Origin of the sequence: Williamsia sp., from assembly GCF_036566845.1 — a bacterium.
Classification (GTDB): Bacteria; Actinomycetota; Actinomycetes; order Mycobacteriales; family Mycobacteriaceae; genus Williamsia.
The window spans coordinates 1-17,163 of record NZ_DATCVM010000224.1 but is presented as its reverse complement, the minus strand read 5'-3'; the positions used below and the strand labels follow the sequence as shown (position 1 = coordinate 17,163).

The following is a 17,163-nucleotide window of genomic DNA, read 5'->3' as shown; positions in this document are numbered from 1 at the left end:
AGAGTGCCCCGCCGTAGAACTCGGAGATCGGCAGGAGATCGATCTCCACCGATGTGACGATGCCGAGAGTCGCCTTGCCGCCGCGCAGTCCCCAGTACAGCTCGGCATGGTTGGTGGGTGTGACGTGCAGGATGTCGCCCTGGCCGGTGACCAGTTCGAAGGCACGCACGTGATCCGACGACAGTCCGACGGTGCGGACGAATGGTCCGATGCCGCAGCCGGTGAGGAACCCGACAACCCCGGCGTCCGGTGCCGAACCGGCAAGCCCGGCCAGGCCGTGCGGTGCGGCGGCCTCGATGACCCGTGTCCATCGCACCCCGGCACCGATCGTCGCGGTCCGGGCTGGGGGATCGATCTCGAGAGTGTCCAGGGCGCTGGTGTGCACGAGGATGGTGCCCTGATCGAGCGGAAGGGCGCCGTGGCCGGTGGCGTTGACGCCCACGGTGAGCCCGTGTCGCGCGGCGACGCGAAGGGTGGCCGCGACATCGGCCGCCGACTCCACGAACACCACCGCGTACGGGTCGGTCGGGACTGCGACATTCCACGGGATCGCCCGTTCGAATCCGGGCTCTCCGGGCCGGACAACCGCGCCGGCGACGGCCGTCCGTAGGTCGGTAACCGGATCGGTACCTGTGTTGGAGGTGGTGACGGTCATCGTGTTTGGTTCCTTCGATAGAAGTCCGTGAGCTGATGACGCCAGCATGCGCGCGAGCACTTGGGATGTTCTTGGTGTCGGCGTTCAAGAATGTTTCAAGAAGACGGGCGCACCGGGCCGGCCCCTGCGGGGGTTCACCCGATCGACCGATCGAGGCCTCCGATCAGTGCGAAGTGCGCAGGCGGCGCAACTCGCTGCGCACGCCGGCCATCCCGAGTTCTTCGGCCTGCCGTTCGAGTTCGTCGAACTCGTCCGCCGACCGATCGCCGGCGCCGCGGAGCTGCAGATCGAGCACGCGGCATCGCAGGAGCGTGGGCCGGCCACCGGATCGTTCGGCGATACCCGCTGCCACCGCGACCGATTCGCTTGCCGCGGTCGGATTGCCGGTGAGCACGTACAACCGGCTCAGTGCCAGCCCCACGGGGCCGACGTTTCCGAGCTGGCCGATCAGGCCGATGTGGTCAGCGAAGGGTTCCAATTCGGCGATGAATTCTTCTGCGTACTCGGTCAATTCGAAGTCGGCGACCACGTGCGCGAGCGCCACGGCGTGACCGAGCGTGTGCCACACATGTGCACCGCACGTGGCCTGCCTCTGGGCGATCAGGGCGGCTGCCAGCGCTCGATCCACCGGTGCACCGGGGATTCCGGCCGTACCGGCAGCGATCACGCCGAGCATGTTGGTGTCCTCGGTGCTGGCGGCCACGCCGGTGATCGTCTCCTTGGCCCGGTCGGCACTGATCTCGGTGATGCGTCCGAGTTCGCGGCTCAGCGACATCAGCGACATGTCGGATTGCCCGGTCACGTACAGCTCGGTTTGTTCGTGGACCCGCTTGGCGATCGCCTGATGTTGTTGTGCCCGTTCGAAATCCCCGATCCACACCGCGACCACGACTTCCATCCAGCGCAGCTGGGCGCGCAGGATCGGCAGATTCAGCTCCTCGCTGCCCGCGATGGCCAGCCGCAGATGGGTCCGCGCCGCGTCGACGTCACCGAGGGTGAAGGTGGCCATCGTCCCGATCGAGTGGGCGATGACCGCGTCGAAACGCGCCTGGCGATGATTGAGCGCCAGGAGCGAATCGATCAGTGCGACGGTTTCCCGCGCATGCGTGGCGACGCCGGAGAACGTGATCAGCCGGGCCATCATCACTTCGGCGATGATGTCGGGATCGCCGGTGGACGCCGCGAATCCCTCTGCCCGCAGGATCAACTCCGGGGCGATGGTCGGGTCCGGGTGATAGCTGTGACCGACGCTCAGTGCGCCCAGGACCTGCGCGCGCTCGGCGGGGTCGTCGGCGACGGCTTTCTCGGCGCGGGTGAGCAGCGCCAGCAGCGGCGCGGGATCCTCGGCCGGCGACACCCACGGCCAGCCGCCTCCCGATCGCAACAGTGAGCCGGCGAGTTTGCCCACCGTGGAGGGCTTCTCGGCGGCGATGGCCGCCGTGAGCGCAGCCTCGACGGTCTGCAGGACCGTCTGCCCTTTTCCGGCCCGCGAGAGCGCTTCGAGCAGCAGGACGGTCAGTTCGTCACGTCGTTCGTCGACCTGTTCGGCCGGCGGTAACAGTGCGTATGCCGTCAGGGCCTGCTGCCACCAGTACGCGGCGACCTCTGAATGCCATTGGGCGGCAGAGGTTTCCGCTGCCGCGGTGCACGCGTCGACGGCAAGCTCGGGATCGACGAGGGGGAGTGCGGTCATCAGGTGCTGCGCGCGTTTCCCGAGCGCGTCCGATCCCTCTGCGTCGGACAGGATCTCGGCGACCTTGGCGTGCGCACGCTTGCGCCGCAGTGTCGGTGTCTGAGCCAGCACCTCTTCGCGCAGCAGGCCATGGGCGAAGACGTAGCTGTCACTGCCCGGCGTGGCGGTGACGATGCGTTCGTCGGCGGCGGCGTCGAGGTGATCGGCGAGGGCGTCGATGTCGAGTCCGGTGGCGCGCGACAGCAGCACGATGTCGATGGGGTCACCGATGACCGCCGCCATCCGGAGGATCTGCAGCACAGCGGGATCCAGTCCGGCGAGCCGCAGGCCCAGCACCGACCGGACGGCGACGGGGAGTTCGCCGGCACTGCGTTCGCCGGCAGGCAGCCGGGCGTATTCGGAGACGAACAGCGGATTTCCGCCCGTGCGCTTGGCCAGGCCGGTCACCTCGTCGGGGGTCAGCTCTTCGGTGGCGATCTCGTTGGCCAGAGCGCCGACCTCGGCTTCGTCGAGTTCGGGAACAACGATCTGCCGGTTGCCCATACCCCGGGCGACCGCGCTGAGCAGCCGGCCTATCGCCGGATTGTGCTCGCCTTCGCGAAGCGTGATCACAAATGCGATCGGCTGCCGGTGAACTGCGGTCGCCATGGAGGCGAGTGCGCCGACCGACATCGAATCCGCCCACTGCACATCGTCGACGATGACTGCGAGAGGGCTTGTCTCACTTTCTTGTTCGATGATCCGCTGCACCCGGTCGTACACGGTGAAGCGGGCGGTGTCGGCGTCGACGTCGCCGGTGGTGACGAAGACCTCGCCGGGGTCGGAGCCGAGGGATGCGACCAGCTGCCGGGCCGGCCACCACGATGGCGCACCTTCTTCCGGGTTACGGGCCCACACGGCCCGTCCGCCCGCCGAATGCAGGAGGTGCGCGGCCTCGTCGGCAAGCCGGGTCTTGCCGATCCCGGGAGGGCCGATGAAGATCAGCCAGCGGGTGTCGCCGGCGAGTACGTCGTTCAGCACCTTGTCGATGTCGTCGAGTTCGCGAACCCGTCCGACCAGCCCGCGGGGTGTCGGGACTTTCGCATCGGCGGGAATCGGGGAGGGCGCGTGGTCGGGTGCGCGGAGTTCACCGGCACCGGACCAGGTCGGTTTGCGTGGCCAGGCGATCAGCTCGGGGTCGTGGCGGAGGACGGCGCCCTGCAGATCGCGGAGTTCGGTGCTCGGCTCCAGACCCAGGTCGGTGTCGAGTCGGTGGGTGTGGTCGCTGAAGACGTCGAGTGCTTCTGCGGATCGTCCGGCCCGATGCAGTGCGAGCATGTGCAGCCAGCAGCTGTGATCCCGGTACGGCTGCCGGTTGCGCAGCGCGACCACGTCGGCCAGGGCCTGCGACAGCCGGCCCAGCGCAAGTAGTGCGGTGATCCGGTTCTCCAGGCTGCCGCTGCGGATCTCCTCGAGCCCGGCGGCCTCGGTACGCACCCAGTCCTCGTCGCCCTGCCCGTCGAGCAGTTGCCCCCGCCACAACGTCAACGCCTGATCCGCGGATTCGAGCGCTGATGCCCACTCTTCGTTGTCGGAATGCTGCTGGGCCTCGGCCGCATGGACTCCGAACTCGCTGACGTCGACGTCGGAGTCGGCGACATCGAGGATGTAGCCGGTGGATTGTCTCCGGATCGGGGAGGCACCCGCGTCATTGCGGAGCGCGCGGCGCAGATTGGAGATGTATGCCTGCAGGCTTGACGTGGCGCTCGGGGGTGCGTCGTCGCCCCACAGCGCGTCGCACAGCCGGTCCGTCGACACCACTTTGCCGCGGTGGATCAGCAGGATGGCCAAGATGATCCGCTGTTTGGGGGAGCCCAGATCGACCCTGATCCCGCTGCCGTTCTCATCCCGGATCACTTCGAGTGGTCCGAGTACCTGGTAGCGCATACCCGCCCTTCACCACACGCCCGACACACACCGGTCCGCTCGGTGTGGACCCGGCCTGGTCGCTGAGCGGTTGAACCGAGCTTAGGTGACGGGTGCGTTCGACGAAACGTTCAATCGGTCTAAATTCTGGCGATTGCGCTAACTCTTGGCGAGGGTCCGGTCGGTATCCGGAGCCGATGTTCGGCGGCCGGCATTGTGGGAACGTCGTGCGCCGACCACCCGGCACACCATGTAGATCGCGAACGAGATCGACGTGACGAACACCGACGGCGGCAATCCCGGGGCCAGCGACAAGATGATGCCGGCAATCGCGGCGATCTCCGCGAACAGGATCGACAGCCCGAGCACGACGGTGGGATTGGACGACACCCGCATCGCCGCGGCGGCGGGTGTGATGATCAGCGACATCACCAGCAGGGCACCGATGATCTGGACACTCTGCGCCACCGCGGCACCGAGCAGGACCGCGAAGACCACGGACAGCAGCCGCATCGGGACACCGCGGGCTTCGGCCACCCGAGGATCGGTGCTGGCGAAGAGCAACGGACGGTAGATGATCGCCATCACGATGACCACCACGACGGTTGTGATGACCACCGCCTCGACACCCTGAGCTCCGGCGGTCACGACCTGGCCGGTGAGCAGGTTGAAGCCGGTGCCGGTGCGTCCGTACAAGGCGATGAACAGCACACCCAATCCGAGGCCGAAGGCCATGACCACACCGATGACCGAATCGCGTTCGCGCACGCGGTTTCCCAGGAGACCGAAGATCACCGAGGCGATGACGGCACCGATCAGACCGCCGAGATTCACACTGATCCCGAGCAACAGCGCGGCGGCCGCACCGGTGAACGTCAGTTCTGCTGTGCCGTGCACGGCAAACGCCATCTGCCGGCTGACCACCATCGGGCCGAGGACCCCACCGAGGATGCCGAGCAGGGCGGTGGCGAGCAGCGCCTGTTGCACGAAGCCATACGAGAGAAGATCTGCGGTCTCGGCGAAATCGAAGAAGTCGGACCAGCTGCGGCTCACTCGGGTACCTCGGTCGACGGTGTGGACGAATGGTCACCGTGGCAGGCCGACTCGTCGGCCCCGACAACCACGAGCCGGTCTTGGACCCGCAGCACGTCGACGCGCGTCTGATAGAGCTCGCTCAGTGTCTCCGAAGTCATGACCTCGGCGGGTGTGCCGATCCGGAAACGCCCGTCGACGAGGTACACGACCCGGTCGACATACGGCAGGATCGGATTGATCTCGTGGGTCACGAACAGCACCGCTGTGCCGTGATCGCGGCGGCGACGGTCGATGAGCGCTGCTACGCGACTCTGGTTCGCCGGATCCAGGCTCAGCAGCGGTTCGTCGCAGAGCAGCACCGCAGGATTGCCGGACAGTGCCTGCGCGACCCGAAGACGTTGCTGTTCACCACCACTGAGCAGACCGAGTGGCGCGTCGGCGAAGTCGCGGGCGTCGACCTGTGCGATGGCATCGTCCACAAGGGCGTTGCGGCGCTTGCGATTCCGAAGGCCCAGGCCCCAGGCCTGGCCGTCGACACCGAGGCCGACGAGGTCCCGGCCGCGCAGTGGCACACCCTCGTCGTGGGTCTGTTGCTGCGGGATGTATCCGACGTTGCTGTCTCCGCTGCGCAGTCCGCGACCCTCCACGGTCACGCTGCCGGTGTCCAAAGTGTATTTGCCGAGAAGGGTTTTCAGCAGCGACGTCTTGCCCGAACCGTTGGGACCGAGGATGGCGATGAACTCACCGCGCGCCACCGTGAGGTCGAAGTGATCCCACAGGACGCGGCGGCCGAACGACAATCGGGCACCCGTGATCGTGACCGCGGCCCCCCGGCCTGCGGTTTGATGCACGGTTTTCAGGCCATCGGCAGCGTGGTCAGCTGCGTTTGACGGCGGCACGGTTGCCGGTTCGGGCTGGATCATGTGTGGACTGCCTCATCAGGGAGTGCTGGTTGCGCTGGCCGCCAGGGCAGACGTCAGCGCCTCAACATTAGCCCGCTGCCATTCGATGTAGTCCGTGACTCCGGCAGGGAATGTCTCCGTGAAGTCGACAACCGGCACGCCGGCACCGTCGGCGATCGCGATCAGGGCTTTTGTGCCGTCGTCCACGGCCTGGGTGTTGTAGATCAACGCACGCACCCCGCGACTGGAGATCAGTTCCTGGGTCGCGGCGACGTCGCGCGCCGACGGTGACTGTCCGGCCTCGACCGCATCCTGCAGTCCGGCGGGGGTGACGTCTTCGAGGCCGGCCTCGGCCAGGAGGTATCCGGCCAGCGGTTCGGTCTGCGCAACCTTCGCGCCGGGGTCTGAGGCCTCGATCGCCGCCAGTTGGCCACGCAACTCGTTGATCTGGTTGTTGAACGCCGCGGCATTGTCGCGGAAGTACTGTTCGTTGGCGCTGTCCTTCTCCGCCAACGCATCTGCGATGCTGTTCGCGACCTCGCCGACGACCGGCAGGTTGTAGAAGACGTGCTCGTTGACCGCGCCGGGAGCGTGACTGTGGTCGTCTTCCTCGTGGCCGGCGTCATGTCCGTCGCCGCTGTGTTCCTCGCCGCTGTGTTCGTCACCTTCCATGATGTCGAAGGCGTTGATCACGATGGCGTCGGAGTTCTTCGGTGCGGTTTCCATGTAGGCGTCGTAGTGACCGCCGTTGAGGACGACCACACCGGCGTCGGCCACCTTGGCGGTGTCCTTGGCGTTGGCCTCGAACTCGTGCGGATCGCCGTCCGGTGAGGTGTAGAGCGAGGTCACGTCGACGTGCTCTCCGCCGACGGCCTCGGCGACCGAACCCCAGACGTTGGTTGATGCGACCACGGCGACCTTGCCGTCCGAGGTCGTCCCGCTGTTGTCGGACGAGCAGCCGGCGGCCACGCCGACGGCCAGGGTGAGGGCGGCGGTGACCCCCAGGATTCGGGACCAGGTTGCCATGGGAGAACCTTTCGCATCAATGGATGGTGTGTTCCGCGCGGGGGGCAGTATCGCGCGGAGCCATCTAACAGATGCTAATGATAACCGTTACCGACAACTTGTGAAAATCAGTGCTTTTGCAGGATCGCTGGCGTGACGAATCGGGTCACCATCGCTCGTTCCTCGGCCGCGTCGGAACCAGGTGTCATCAGCAACGATATGACGATTCGGACGATGAACCTGGCCTCGAGGGTGAGCTCGGACTCAGGAGTGTCGGTGCCCGCGGTGATCAATGCGATGGCTGCCTTGTTGACCGGCTCGGACGCGGTACCCATGGCGCCGGCCAGGCCGGCTGCTTCCGGGCTGAACCAGCTGCGCATCACCGGATCGGCGCGGACCCCGGCCACCGCCGTCAGGATTCCCTCGGTGATGCGGTCTCCGGGATCGGTGATGTCGGAGATGGATGCGGAGACCTCGGTCGACAGCCGGCGGGCCTGTCGTTCGACGTACGCCAGGTGCAGTTCCGAGCGTGACGCGAAGTAGCGGTAGAGCGTCGCGCGAGAGCATCCGGCAGCCGTTGCGATCTGATTCATGTTCACCGCGGTGACCCCGTGGGTGACGAACATGTCGCCGGCGACATCGAGGATGCGGGAGGCGGCGGTCTCGGTCCGGTTGGCGCCGAGCCAATCCGGCGATTGCGTCGGCCCGGCGGTTGTCGCCGACTTCCGGCTCATGGGCCGACTGTCAGGTGCATGGTGGTCGGCCGGCGCACGTAGTTGCCCGGTGCGTAGGTGATCGATTCCGGATCAACTGTGAATTCAGGGCATCGGGCCAGCAGTTCGGTGAGTGTGACCCGGGCCTGCATCCGGGCCGCCGCGGCGCCGAGGCAGTAGTGGGCGCCGCGACTGAATGTCAGGATCTGCCGCGGGCGGCGGGTGACGTCGAGACGGTCGGCATTGTCACCGAACGCTCGCGGATCCCGATTGGCCGAGCCGTAACAGAGCAAGACCTTGCGCCCGGCAGGAATGGTGTGATCACCGAATGTCGCCGGGGCCGTGGTGGTTCGGGCCAGGCCCTGGACAGGCGAGGTGAGCCGCAGGAACTCGTCGACCGCGTCGCCGATGAGGCCCGGATCCTCCACCAGCGCCGCCCGTTGTCCGGGGTTCTGAGCGAGCAATTCGGTGGCGCCGCCGAGTACTCCGGTGGTGGTGTCGTTGCCGCCGGCAACCATGGTGAAGGTGAAGGCGAGGATCGACAGCAACCCCTCAGTGCTGTCGTCCTCGCCTACGCCTGCCTTCACCAGATGGGAGATCGTGTCCTCTCCTGGGTGTGTGCGCCGGTACTCGATGAGCGTCCCGAAGTAGGCCATCATCTCGAGTACTGCGGCTGTCGCGGTGTCGCCGGCCTTGCTCAGGTCGGAGGTGTCGGCGCCGACGATCGCCTCGGTCCATCCGTCGAATGCCACCCGATCCGATTCGGGGACACCGAGGTAGTGAGCAACAACCATCGAAGGCAACGGTTTGTAGAGGTCGGTGACGATCTCGCCGGATCCCGCCTCGGCCAGCATGGCGATCTTTGCGCGGACGAACTCTCGAACGGCGGGTTCGACCTCGGTGACCTGCTTGGGCGTGAACCCGCGGGACACCAGCTTGCGGAAGTTCGTATGGGCCGGCGGATCCTGCATCACCATCGGTGGGTTGTCCGCCAGCCCGATGCTTTCCAGCTCGCCGTAGGTGGTGGTGAGTCCCTGAGACGACGTGAACGTCTTCCAGTCGTCCGCGGCGCGCGACACGTCGGCGTGCCTGGTCAGAACCCAGAAGTCGTGGTCGGGGTTGGCCGAGCGAACGCGGTGGACGGGGTCGTGATCGCGCAGGTCGGCGTACATCTTCCACGGGTCGCGCCAAGTGTCGCCGGAGCGCAACTCATACGCCGCGCCGTGTGACACTTTGGTTGACATGTCTCAATCGTGAGACATGAATAGGCATGTGTCAACCACCAAATGACATACTGCCCTTTTTGGGGAGTCCTTCGGCGCAGTTCGCACTGCCGGGGTGGTCCGAGGCGATGCATGATCAAACTCGCGGGACACCATCCGACCGTTCCGAAGGGCAGCAGGTTGAGCGCCGCCAACGCAGCGAGGAGCAGCCACCATGTCGAGAGAGGGTGGTTCCGAGAACCGGGCTTACCAGGATCACGACGCCGGCAAGCATCGGGACCGTTCGCTCGATGGTCCAGGGGCGGCTGGTTGTTCGCGTGTTCATCGCCCGAGTCCTATCGGTGGAGCGATATCAAGTGGTTCAGACAGTGTCGAGAAATACCGCTATACCGAGGATGATCCCTTTTCTCCTTGGCGGCAACGGCGCCCGCTCCGGCGATGAAATCCCTTTGTCGGACCGCCTTGATAGGCTGGCTGGTTCGCCTCGTTGATTCTGCTGGAAGTGATTGCGGCACAATGGAAATACTTCGATAGAACACTTGTGCGAACCCGGATCTGCCGGTAGCTTGGAGTCATGGACTTCGGGGGAATGTTCGCCAGACTGTCTGATCTGGCAGGGGATGCGGCTGTGGTCGCGGGTGACGACAGCGAGTTGTCGTCGCGGGTTGTGATGGTGATCCGTCTCAATCATGGTGTGGAACAGATACTTTTCCGGCTGGTCGGTGAACTCGATGCGCGGGGATCGCCACGCGGACGGGTGAGGGTTCCACGGCCAAGCTGTTGCAGCAGGCGGGGGTGGCCGGCCGTGGCGCACCGCTACGTCCGGGTGGGCGGGGCGTTGGATGATAATGCGTCGGTCACGTCCTATGCGGTGGATGGGTCGTTGTCGGGTGAGCATGTGGATGCGATTGTGAAGGGCCTGGGCCACATTGACCGACGCAACCCAGACCTGTCGGGAGAGGACCGGACCGATTGTGTGCGAGGCCCGCGGGCAGAGGCGTTGTCGGCTTCGCCTGTTCATCGGGTCCGACGGCCATCCATTGTTCATCAACCCTGACGACGCCAACAAAACGGCGCTGCGGTCCGAAGCCCGGCGAACCCTCACTTCCGACCTCGCCGCCGCATAACCAGGCGAGTACCGGAACCGCAAGGCCAGCAAACCTACGGCGACATATTCGGAGAACCCCGAGAAAAACGGCAATCGCTGTGTACTGCAAGATCTTTGAGAACTGAATAGTGTGAGCCCCGAGCCGGGCATCTCTGGTCAGTGCGTCTGCAGAGCGCGGCTCCGGGTGGGTTACGTCGATTCCGTCAAGGCGGTGTCGAGGATGTCCATGCCCCGGTCGAGGTCGGCGTCGCTGATGGTCAGCGGCGGGGCGAGACGGAAGATGCCACCCATGCCCGGGAGCTGGACGATGTTCATGTGCAGGCCACGCGACAGGCAGGCGTCGGTGACCGCCTGGCCCAGTCGGTCCGCTGGCGCCTTGGTGGCGCGGTCCGCGACCAATTCGATGCCGCAGAAGAGGCCTCGGCCACGAACGTCGCCGATGACCTCATGCCGGGATTGCAATTCGAGCAGATGGTCGCGCAGACGCTTGCCGGCAGTGGTGGCCCGTGCGGCAAGGTCATCGCGGAGCACGATGTTCAGGACGGTGCCGGCAACCGCGGCAGCAAGCGGATCCGACACGTGGGTTGTGAAGAACAGGAATCCGCGCTCGTGGCAAAGGGATTCGATGTCCTCGGAGGTGATCACCGCCGCGACGGGCAGCCCGGCACCGAGTGTCTTCGACAGGGTCAGGATGTCGGGCACGACCCCGTCTCGCTCGAAGGCGTACATAGAGCCGGTGCGGCCCAGTCCGGTCTGTGCCTCGTCGGCGATGAGGAGCATGCCCCGCTCGACGCACTTGGCCTTGAGCGCGGTGAGGTAGCCGACGGGGAGATCGATGAGACCGCCCGAGGAGACGATGGGTTCGACGATGCAGGCGGCGAGGCTGCCGGTGGACTGCTGGTCGATGAGGTCGAAGCCGTAGTCGAGTTCGCCCTGCCAATCATGGTTGCCGGATTCCGTGCGGAAGATGGAGCGGTACTCGTTGGGGGTCGGCAGGGTGAAGTTGCCGGGTATCGACGGGCCATATCCCTTGCGGCCGGCCGAATATGTGGCCGCGGCAGCGCCGGAGGTCATCCCGTGCCAGGAGCGGTCGAATGAGACGATCTCGTACCTGCCGGTGTAGAGCTTGGCGATCTTCAGTGCGGCCTCGTTCGACTCCGCGCCGGTGGACAGGAGCATCACCTTGTCCAGGCCGCTGGGCAAGGTGTCGGACAGGGCCCGGGCGAACTCCACGACCGGGCGGCTGAGCATCCCGCTGAACAGATGATCGAGGCCGGTCATCGACTCGGCAACCGTGGCCGCGACCTCGGGGTGACAATGTCCCAGAACAGAACTCATCTGACCGGAGGTGAAGTCGAGGATGGCGTTGCCGTCGCTGTCGTACACGTAGCTGCCACTGGCCCGCTCGATGATCCGGGGTGTGAACGCCCCGCCGTAGCGGATCAGGTGTTTGTCGACGATGGGCCAGAACTCGGCGTCGTGCACGCTGTTGCCTCCAGGAGATCGTGGAACCGGATTGGCTCCACGATCCCATCAAGGTCTCAGTTCTGTCGGGTTCCCGACGTATGCGGCATCAGGGCGCCGGGTGGAATCTGCCCGAACTTTCCGGCATTGAAGTCATCCATCGCCTCGATCAGTTGCGCCTTGGTGTTCATCACGAACGGTCCGTACTGGAACACCGGTTCCCGGATCGGCCGACCACCGAGGAGCAGTACCTCCAGCGCGGGCCGGTTCGAATCCTGTTGTGCTGCTGCGGAGATCGAGATCCGGTCGCCGGGGCCGAGCACGGCCAGCTGGCCCTGCTGAATCGGGTTGTCGACGGGACCGACGGTGCCGCGACCGGACAACACGTACACCAGCGCGTTGAAGTCGCGGTTCCACGGCAGGTCGAGCTTCGCGCCGGGTTCGATCGTGGCGTGCGCCAATGTGATCGGAGTTCGGGTGGATCCCGGGCCTGCATGTCCGTCGATGTCGCCGGCGATGATGCGCACCAGCGAGCCGCCGTCGGGCGAACTGAGCAGAGTGGCTTCCGTCCCCTCGATCGACTGGTAACCCGGGTCGGTCATCTTCTCGGCCGCGGGCAGATTCACCCACAGCTGGACGCCGTGGAACAAACCGCCGCTCTCGACAAGCTCGGCCGGCGGGGTCTCGATGTGCAGGATGCCCGATCCGGCGGTCATCCACTGGGTGGCGCCGTCGGCGATCAGGCCGCCACCGCCGTGCGAATCCTGGTGCTGGAAGCGCCCGTCGATCATGTATGTCACGGTCTCGAAACCGCGGTGGGGATGCCAGCTGGTTCCCCGCGGTTCGCCGGGCTGGTACTCGACTTCACCCATCTGGTCCATGTGGACAAACGGATCGAGGTCGGCCTTCGACGCGCCGGCGAATGCTCGAACGACGGGAAAACCTTCGCCCTCGTAGCCGCGGGGGCCGGTGGTCACCGACCGAACGGGACGTTCGGTGTCGGCGGCGGTGGGCGCGGCGATGCGGGGAAGGGTCAAGGTGTCTGCGGTCACGGCTGCCATGACGGGCTCCTTCGTAGCTGGTGGGCGGTACATCTGACATAACCGGACCGCGGTCCGATTCATTCCCGGGGGCTTGGGCTGCGCCCGAGCGGATTGTCCCACCGGTTGTTCACTTCGGTTCTGATTCGATGTCTGTCAATAGTGATGGATATCGAATCAACTGACCTCGGATGATGCGTGCTGCTCACCGCTGGTCCGGGAGCCGCTCACCGAGACTGGGGCGGCGACCTCGCGCGTATGTTCAAGGCCCTCGGAGATCCGGTGCGTCTGCGACTGGTGTCGCTGATCGCATCACACACCCGGGGGAGAGGCCTGCGTCTGCGACATCTCCGGATCCTTCGATCGGTCGCAACCCACCATCTGAAGGGTCCTTCGTCAGGCCCGACTTCTCGACTGCGAGCGACGTGGCACGTGGGTGTACTACCCCGCCGCCGTTCTGGTCGCGATCAACTCGGTGTTCCAGGTGATCATTTTCGCCGTCCTCGGCTGGTTCTACCTGTCGCTGCTGCCGGGCTGGCTCGGGCTGGAGCAGACCACGATCGACACCTCGCCGTGGCAGATCGCGAAGTCGGTGCTGATCTTCCTCGGCATTCCACTGCTCGCCGGATTCCTGAGCCGGCGTTACGGCGAGAGGATCAAGGGGCGCGACTGGTACGAATCGACGTTCCTGCCGCGCCTCGGGCCGTGGGCGCTGTACGGGCTGCTGTTCACGATCGTGATCCTCTTCGCGTTGCAGGGTGACCAGATCACCTCCCACCCGGTCGACGTCGTCCGGATCGCGATCCCGCTCCTCGTCTACGTCGCGATCATGTGGGTGGCCGGATTCGTGCTCGGAGCGGTCGCCGGGCTCGGCTACCAGCGGACCACCACACTGGCGTTCACCGCGGCGGGCAACAACTTCGAACTCGCCATCACGGTCGCGATCGCCACCTACGGTGCGACGTCCGGGCAGGCGCTGGCCGGAGTGGTCGAATCCCTGATCGCCGAACTCACCGGATGACACGTCGGGCGGACCAGTAGCGAGTCCGCAGGCGGAACCTCATCGGTCCACACGTTTAGGGTGGACCCATGGGTACTTCCACGGGCCGGGTCGTCGCGGGCGACGGCGCCCAGATCGGCTACCGCACCACCGGCTCTCCCGGTGACAATTCCCCGGTGGTCGTACTGATCCACGGCTGGGCGCAGTCGTCGCGATCGTGGGGTGACGAGCTGGTCGACAACCTGTCCCGGGACGTCCGCGTCATCGCGATCGACCTGCGCGGTCACGGAGATTCGCTTGTGCCCTCGGACGGTCACCTGACCGCCGCAGACTTCGGCGGCGACATCGCCGCCGTCCTGGCCGCCGAGGTGACCGGTGACCAGCCGGTCTTCCTGCTCGGCTGGTCGTACGGCGGATTGGTGGTCGGTGATCACCTGCAGCACCGCGCAGACGGTGCCGCCGCGGCTGCCGGGAATCTTGCCGGACTGATCCTGGTCGGCGCGATCACGTCGATGGGTCGCGGTGAGGCCGGTGGCCGGGTCGGGCCTGCCATGCGCGCGGCCCTGCCCGCCGCGTATTCGGAGGATCCCGCCGTCGCCACCGCGGCGCTGCAGTCCTTTGTCGGCGAACTGGTGCCGCCGCAGCAGGGATCTCTCGCACAGCAATTCCTGGGGATCTCGCTGACCGTCCCTCCCGCGGTCCGGGCCGGACTGTTCGCACGCACCGCCTCCTATGACGATCTGTTCGCCGGCTTCGATGGGGGTGTGATGGTGATCCACGGGACGGCGGACACGGTGGTCGACATCTCCTGTGCACGTCACGTCGAGACACTGGTCCCGGGCACCGTCACCCGATATTGGGATGGCGCCGGCCACGCCCCCTTTGTCGAAGACCCGGCCCGGTTCGCCGCGCAGGTGTACGAGTTCGTGAACGCCACCGTGGGAGCGATGCGGTGAACGCGGCCAACGATTTACCCGTCCCGCACCGGGTCGCACTGATCTCAGTGCACACCTCGCCGCTGGCCCAACCGGGTGTCGGCGATGCCGGCGGGATGAACGTCTATGTCTGGCAGACCGCCAAACGCCTCGCGCAGCGCGGCGTCGAGGTCGAGATATTCACGCGTGCAACATCTTCGACCGATGAGCCGATGATGACGGCAGCTCCCGGTGTGATCGTCCGCAACGTGGTGGCAGGGCCCTTCGAAGGACTCGACAAACGGGATCTCCCCACCCAGCTGTGTGCCTTCACCGCCGGGGTGCTCCGGGCCGAGGCCGGACGCCCCGCCGGGTACTACGACCTGGTGCACTCGCATTACTGGTTGTCCGGGCAGGTGGGCTGGCTGGCCCGCGACCGGTGGGCGGTGCCGCTGGTTCACACCGCGCACACCCTGGCCGCAGTGAAGAATGCCGCGCTCGCCGAAGGTGACACGCCGGAACCCCCGATGCGCCAGATCGGTGAGCAACAGGTGGTCGATGAAGCCGATCGCTTGATCGTGAACACCGAAACCGAAGCGCAGCAACTTGTCTCGATTCATCACGCGGACCGTTCACGCATCGATGTGGTGACACCTGGTGCGGATCTGGACTGCTACACCCCGGGGTCGCGGGCCGAGGCGAGGTTGTCGCTCGGCATCGATCCCGATGAGGTGGTCGTGACGTTTGTCGGTCGGATCCAGCCTCTCAAGGCTCCGGACATCCTGGTGCGGGCGGCGGCACCACTGATCCGACGCGGGTTGTCCGGGGGTCGCAAACTCCGCGTCCTGATCGCCGGCGGGCCGTCGGGATCAGGCCTGGAGCGTCCGACCTCGCTCATCGAACTGGCCCGCGACCTCGGTGTCGAATCCGCGGTGACCTTCATCCCGCCGCAGTCACCAGACCGGCTCGCCGGTGTCTACCGGGCGTCGGATCTAATTGCGGTGCCGAGCTATTCGGAGAGCTTCGGTCTCGTGGCGATCGAGGCGCAGGCGGTCGGTGTGCCGGTGATCGCCGCCGATGTCGGGGGTCTGGGTGTTGCCGTGGACGACGGTGTCAGCGGCGTCCTGGTGTCCGGGCACGATGTCGACCACTGGAGCGCCGAACTCGGGCGCCTGCTCGACGATCCGGAGCTGCTGATCACGATGGGCGAGGCCGCGCGGATTCACGCGCGGGGATTCTCCTGGGATCACACCGCGGACCAACTGCTCGACAGTTATCGCAGGGCTATCGGAACGTTCCGTAGCCAGTACCCGCTGGCACCCCGGGGCGGTGCGGAAGTTGCAGAAGCCGACACCCGCCCGCTGTCCCGGATCGCCCGCCGCTTTTCCGGACGACGAAATGGAGTACGTGCGTGACCACTGAAGCTGTCTCCGACCTGGGTGTTGTGGTCGACGAGTTCCTCAAGAGTCGCGAATTCACATACGGCCGCAAGGATTCCGGTGGTAGCGACGTCGAGCACTTCGTGGTCGAGTTGCCGGGCGAGAAGAAGCTCAAGACCACGGTCCTGCTCACGGCCGGATCGCACGGGGTCCGCCTCGAGGCGTTTGTCTGCCGCAATCCCGACGAGAACCACGAAGGTGTCTACCGGTGGATGCTCAAACGCAATCGCCGCCTGTACGGGATGGCCTACACCCTGGACAATTCCGGCGACATCTATCTCGTCGGTAGGCATTCGGCCGAATCGATCACCGAGGACGAACTGGACCGGTTGCTCGGCCAGGCGCTCGAGGCCGCCGACGGTGACTTCAACGTGCTGTTGGAGATCGGGTTCGTCACCGCGATCCGGCGCGAGTGGGCATGGCGGGTCTCGCGCGGTGAATCCTTGAACAACCTGAAGGGTTTTGCGCATCTCATCCGGGAAGAAGACCTCGCCGGAGACGGGTCCGACGGTGACAAGCAGGGCGGCGAACTGGAGAACGTCACGCAACCCTCGGATCGCGAACAATCCGGATCCATCGAAGGTTGACAAGAATCATTGGTAGGTTGTTCACCGCCAGGTACCACACTGCGGAGGTCGAACAGTCATGAGTTTCACAAGCCCTTACCCTCCTGTCGAGATCTCGGAGAAGTCGATATACGACACGCTGTTCGGGACGATCAGCGAAGAGGACCTCGATCGGGTCGCCGCAATCGATGCCGGCGCCACCGAGGGCACCACCTACCGCGAATTGATCGCCCGGATCGACGGGTTCGCCGGCGCACTGGCGGCCCGCGGCGTCGGTGTCGGCGATGTGGTGGGTCTGCTCTCGGCCAACACCTCGGCGTTTGCCTTTGTGTTCCATGGCATTTTGCGCGCAGGTGCGACTGCCACCACCATCAACGCGCTCTTCACAGCGCAGGACATCGCCAAGCAGCTCACCGACTCCGGTGCCACGATGCTCATCACCATCACGCAACTCGAAGAGCAGGCGAAGATCGCGGCAGCCGAGGTGGGCATCGGTGAGAG

The 17,163-nt window shown here is 65.8% G+C and carries 13 protein-coding genes and 2 pseudogenes; 6 read left to right on the top strand and 9 right to left on the bottom strand.

Annotation, left to right across the window (positions count from 1 at the left end; genetic code table 11):
• The 9 genes from VIQ49_RS21700 to VIQ49_RS21660 form a co-directional block, all read right to left on the bottom strand.
• The coding region (locus VIQ49_RS21700; protein WP_331888542.1) for an FAD-binding oxidoreductase at positions 1 to 655 on the bottom strand (655 nt) is incomplete at its 3' end.
• A gap of 163 nt (positions 656 to 818) precedes the next feature.
• Positions 819 to 4,274: a BTAD domain-containing putative transcriptional regulator gene (locus tag VIQ49_RS21695; protein ID WP_331888540.1), complete on the bottom strand. Its 3,456-nt coding sequence runs from the start codon at positions 4,272 to 4,274 to the stop codon at positions 819 to 821.
• A 138-nt stretch (positions 4,275 to 4,412) separates the two neighbouring features.
• Positions 4,413 to 5,306, bottom strand: coding sequence for a metal ABC transporter permease (locus VIQ49_RS21690; RefSeq protein WP_331888538.1), 894 nt, complete (start codon positions 5,304 to 5,306; stop codon positions 4,413 to 4,415).
• Positions 5,303 to 6,211, bottom strand: a complete 909-nt coding sequence (locus tag VIQ49_RS21685) for a metal ABC transporter ATP-binding protein (RefSeq protein WP_331888536.1) — start codon at positions 6,209 to 6,211, stop codon at positions 5,303 to 5,305. Before VIQ49_RS21685 ends, VIQ49_RS21690 begins: the two co-directional genes overlap by 4 nt.
• 15 nt (positions 6,212 to 6,226) lie before the next feature.
• Positions 6,227 to 7,216, bottom strand: a complete 990-nt coding sequence (locus VIQ49_RS21680) for a metal ABC transporter solute-binding protein, Zn/Mn family (protein ID WP_331888534.1) — start codon at positions 7,214 to 7,216, stop codon at positions 6,227 to 6,229.
• A 107-nt stretch (positions 7,217 to 7,323) separates the two neighbouring features.
• A complete protein-coding gene (locus VIQ49_RS21675) occupies positions 7,324 to 7,929 on the bottom strand; it encodes a TetR/AcrR family transcriptional regulator (protein WP_331888532.1) in 606 nt (201 codons plus the stop codon).
• Positions 7,926 to 9,152, bottom strand: coding sequence for a cytochrome P450 (locus VIQ49_RS21670; RefSeq protein WP_331888530.1), 1,227 nt, complete (start codon positions 9,150 to 9,152; stop codon positions 7,926 to 7,928). Before VIQ49_RS21670 ends, VIQ49_RS21675 begins: the two co-directional genes overlap by 4 nt.
• A gap of 1,276 nt (positions 9,153 to 10,428) precedes the next feature.
• Complete coding sequence (locus VIQ49_RS21665) at positions 10,429 to 11,724, bottom strand: aspartate aminotransferase family protein (RefSeq protein WP_331888528.1); 1,296 nt, start codon at positions 11,722 to 11,724, stop codon at positions 10,429 to 10,431.
• A 56-nt stretch (positions 11,725 to 11,780) separates the two neighbouring features.
• Positions 11,781 to 12,764 (bottom strand): pirin family protein, encoded by a 984-nt coding sequence (locus tag VIQ49_RS21660; RefSeq protein WP_331888526.1) that lies wholly within the window; start codon positions 12,762 to 12,764, stop codon positions 11,781 to 11,783.
• A 148-nt stretch (positions 12,765 to 12,912) separates the two neighbouring features.
• Here VIQ49_RS21660 and VIQ49_RS21655 point away from each other — a divergent pair.
• The 6 genes and pseudogenes from VIQ49_RS21655 to VIQ49_RS21630 form a co-directional block, all read left to right on the top strand.
• Positions 12,913 to 13,188 (top strand): annotated as a pseudogene (locus tag VIQ49_RS21655) (ArsR/SmtB family transcription factor); the annotation flags it as partial.
• A gap of 3 nt (positions 13,189 to 13,191) precedes the next feature.
• A pseudogene (locus VIQ49_RS21650) lies at positions 13,192 to 13,746 on the top strand (arsenical-resistance protein); the annotation flags it as partial.
• 86 nt (positions 13,747 to 13,832) lie between these two features.
• The gene (locus tag VIQ49_RS21645) at positions 13,833 to 14,699 is read left to right on the top strand and encodes an alpha/beta hydrolase (RefSeq protein WP_331888524.1); all 867 of its coding nucleotides are present in this window, start codon (positions 13,833 to 13,835) and stop codon (positions 14,697 to 14,699) included.
• The gene (gene mshA / locus VIQ49_RS21640; RefSeq protein WP_331888522.1) at positions 14,696 to 16,072 is read left to right on the top strand and encodes a D-inositol-3-phosphate glycosyltransferase; all 1,377 of its coding nucleotides are present in this window, start codon (positions 14,696 to 14,698) and stop codon (positions 16,070 to 16,072) included. The genes VIQ49_RS21645 and mshA overlap by 4 nt, the downstream gene beginning before the upstream one ends.
• The gene (locus VIQ49_RS21635) at positions 16,069 to 16,683 is read left to right on the top strand and encodes a YbjN domain-containing protein (RefSeq protein WP_414731683.1); all 615 of its coding nucleotides are present in this window, start codon (positions 16,069 to 16,071) and stop codon (positions 16,681 to 16,683) included. The genes mshA and VIQ49_RS21635 overlap by 4 nt, the downstream gene beginning before the upstream one ends.
• Before the next feature lie 58 nt (positions 16,684 to 16,741).
• Positions 16,742 to 17,163: AMP-binding protein (locus VIQ49_RS21630; protein ID WP_331888520.1), on the top strand; the 422-nt coding region annotated here is incomplete at its 3' end.

Excerpts from the sequence above, each read along its gene's own strand:
- VIQ49_RS21645 (WP_331888524.1), top strand. The coding sequence starts at position 13,833 with ATGGGTACTTCCACGGGCCGGGTCGTCGCGGGCGACGGCGCCCAGATC.
- VIQ49_RS21680 (WP_331888534.1), bottom strand. The coding sequence starts at position 7,216 with ATGGCAACCTGGTCCCGAATCCTGGGGGTCACCGCCGCCCTCACCCTG.
- VIQ49_RS21675 (WP_331888532.1), bottom strand. The coding sequence starts at position 7,929 with ATGAGCCGGAAGTCGGCGACAACCGCCGGGCCGACGCAATCGCCGGAT.
- VIQ49_RS21695 (WP_331888540.1), bottom strand. The coding sequence starts at position 4,274 with ATGCGCTACCAGGTACTCGGACCACTCGAAGTGATCCGGGATGAGAAC.
- VIQ49_RS21670 (WP_331888530.1), bottom strand. The coding sequence starts at position 9,152 with ATGTCAACCAAAGTGTCACACGGCGCGGCGTATGAGTTGCGCTCCGGC.
- VIQ49_RS21685 (WP_331888536.1), bottom strand. The coding sequence starts at position 6,211 with ATGATCCAGCCCGAACCGGCAACCGTGCCGCCGTCAAACGCAGCTGAC.
- VIQ49_RS21660 (WP_331888526.1), bottom strand. The coding sequence starts at position 12,764 with ATGGCAGCCGTGACCGCAGACACCTTGACCCTTCCCCGCATCGCCGCG.